The 2,493-nt window shown below is 40.3% G+C and carries 3 protein-coding genes and 1 pseudogene; all 4 read left to right on the top strand.

Features of this window, described 5'->3' with window-relative positions; translation table 11 throughout:
- The coding region (locus R7Q46_RS24645; protein ID WP_318077860.1) for an immunity 49 family protein at positions 1-296 on the top strand (296 nt) is incomplete at its 5' end.
- A gap of 75 nt (positions 297-371) precedes the next feature.
- Positions 372-626 (top strand): hypothetical protein, encoded by a 255-nt coding sequence (locus R7Q46_RS24650; RefSeq protein WP_226084321.1) that lies wholly within the window; start codon positions 372-374, stop codon positions 624-626.
- Between the two features lie 429 nt (positions 627-1,055).
- Positions 1,056-1,610 carry an imm11 family protein gene (locus R7Q46_RS24655; RefSeq protein WP_033905294.1) on the top strand — a complete coding sequence of 185 codons (555 nt, stop codon included), beginning with the start codon at positions 1,056-1,058 and terminating at the stop codon, positions 1,608-1,610.
- Positions 1,611-1,698: 88 nt separating this feature from the next.
- Positions 1,699-2,493, top strand: a pseudogene (locus R7Q46_RS24660) (type IV secretion protein Rhs); the annotation flags it as partial.

The following is a 2,493-nucleotide window of genomic DNA, read 5'->3' on the forward strand; positions in this document are numbered from 1 at the left end:
CGTTGGAAATTGCGATGGGGGTTTTAGAAACCTTTGCAGCGCTTACCACCGACATTGGTTATGATTTTGAGGAAGTGCTCGTTAAAAACCTACAGTTCCAAGAGAAATATCATCTTAGAGAATTAGGGCCAGATAGAATAGGGCTCCGCACGTTCATTAATTTCCCTCTGCTTGGCATGGTTTGCATGTGGTACGACAGAGGCAACCGTCTATCTGTTGAAACCGGTTGGCTTCCACCCTATCTTGTTGAAGGACGTTGGCTAGAAGATGTAAAAGCAGGGAAGATCACTCAATAACACCCTTTAGTTAGCAATTCAGTCTATAAGCCATCTTTCTCTTGAAATGGCTTTATATTTATGGTGGGGAGTTTGTTGTTTGCCGAACGACCCATCATTCGTGGCATTATCAGAAAACCCAAAGTTAAAAATCATATTCGATATGAATACGATTTAGACCATATTGATTGCGAGAAGAACGAAGTTACTTTTCATCGTTATATCAATCATTCAGATGGTAGTAAACGCAAAGTTCAATATGTTGTAGGTATTGAGGAAATTGTCCAAATCATCCCCTTAAATAAAACTCAAAGGAGGGGAGTGTTGCGAATTATTATGGCGGTTCTTTAAGAAGAGGTTGTGGGCTCAAGTTAAATAACGAAATAGTTGGCGGGTTACCTGAAAACCATGCTGGAAATCACCAAATTAGTATCAATATTGCTCAGGAATATCCGGTCATGCATAGAGCTACCGAACTTGATTACAACATTAACAGAGGTGCAAATGGGATTGCACTTCCAACTAATATTAAAACATCTGTCGAAATAGGCCTTCCCTGACACGTGGGTAGACATCTAAGTGCAAGGCACCAAGGTTCTCAGGTGCTTTAGTTCGACGAGAAATGAGAGCGTTGTAAACTAAGTATGGTCGTGGTTTGATCGATGATATGATTTTTGTAGATGAAATTGGAAAAACAGAAAGTAACATTAGGAATGCTCTGGAAAAGAATGAAGCTCGATCGCAATTGGATGATCCGCAATGGAAAAGTAGGAAGTAGTAATGACACTTAAAATTTGGACCAACAAGGTAGATAGAGACTCCGATTTTACTCAAGGCAAAGTAACGCAGTCTAGTGTATTAATAGGATTGAATCTGACGGGAGGCGTTGCCCTAGGAGACAAATGGCCAAAAGTTACTATTGATGTCATATCAGATGACAAGCCTGCGGATAGTTTTCTTAGTGGTCCTTTATTAATCGTGAGTCGACGGTTATCTGATTTAATTTCTAAGCACACACAAACGAGTGAAGTTGAATTCCTACCGATTGAGGTTAATTACCAAGGTAAAAGTTTTGGTGAATACTATTTTTTAAATGTTCTTGCGATTTGCGATTTACTGGATAGAAATCATTCAATATTTAGTGAGTTTGATGGAGAGGTTGATTCAATTGATCGAGTTGTCCTTAAGAAAGATATTGAAATGCAGAAAACTATATTTCAACTGGATGCTATCGAGTGGTTATTATGTGTCGATGAAAAACTGGCTGAATTAATCGAGAACAAAGATTTTTCAGGAGTGGTATTTAAGTCAGAAAGTGAATGGCGTCCTTTTTAGAGCTCCTCGGGTATTTTTTTAGCCATCTCTTACGAGGTGGCTTTTATATTTATGATTGGGAGCTTGTTAGTTGAACTGTCAATAGTGGCATTACCAATATGCAGTCAATCCTATCCAGTGGATTGACCCAACAGGCTTCTTGTGTGAAGAAGGGCTAAAACGCTTGGGTCAAATGTAGGCAGAGTATCAGGTCCAAAGCGATGCCCCCCAAGAGGTTTGCGATCAGATTTTAAACGCTGCAAAAGAGTCATCCGTCGGAGAAGATGGCAGCAGACACGAAGTGCAGTATGTTGTTGGGATTGAGGAATTTGTCAATGCGCATGTTTTTGACTCTGAGAAAGTTGGCGGGGAAGAAGGTTGCACGATCTTCACTGAAGATCTTGTGCTGAATAAAGCAGAGTATAAAGAAAACTCAGAACTCTATATGAGTGATTATGAGCTAATAAAACGAAACAAAGCAAAAATTGAAGAGTGTTTGAAAGAGCGTTAAGAGGCTAGGAAGGCTCGAACTGGCGAAGATGGATATAACGCTCAAATCGCCAAGATTAATCAGAAATCTGCAAAAATTGGTGAGTTAGCCGCGGATGACTTTGTCCGGAGTAAACGTCCTAATGCTAAGCTGCTTCATCCCTAAGGTAAATTTAGAAGCCGGGCGATTTTGATATGGTTTACTAGGTGGCAGAGCCGCCACTAGGTGAAATTATAATTGTTGAGGCCAAAGGAGGAAGCAGCCCGCTGCGCAGCCGTAAGATAGGTAACATGGCATATCAGCAAGGGACAACTGAATATGCAACTGCAATTACTGTTCTAATGGCTCAAAAGGACAAAGATACAACCGAATGGAAAGCGGCCAGAAGTATAAAAAGCATTGAGAAAAAAAACT

Source organism: Vibrio sp. 811 (assembly GCF_033339195.1).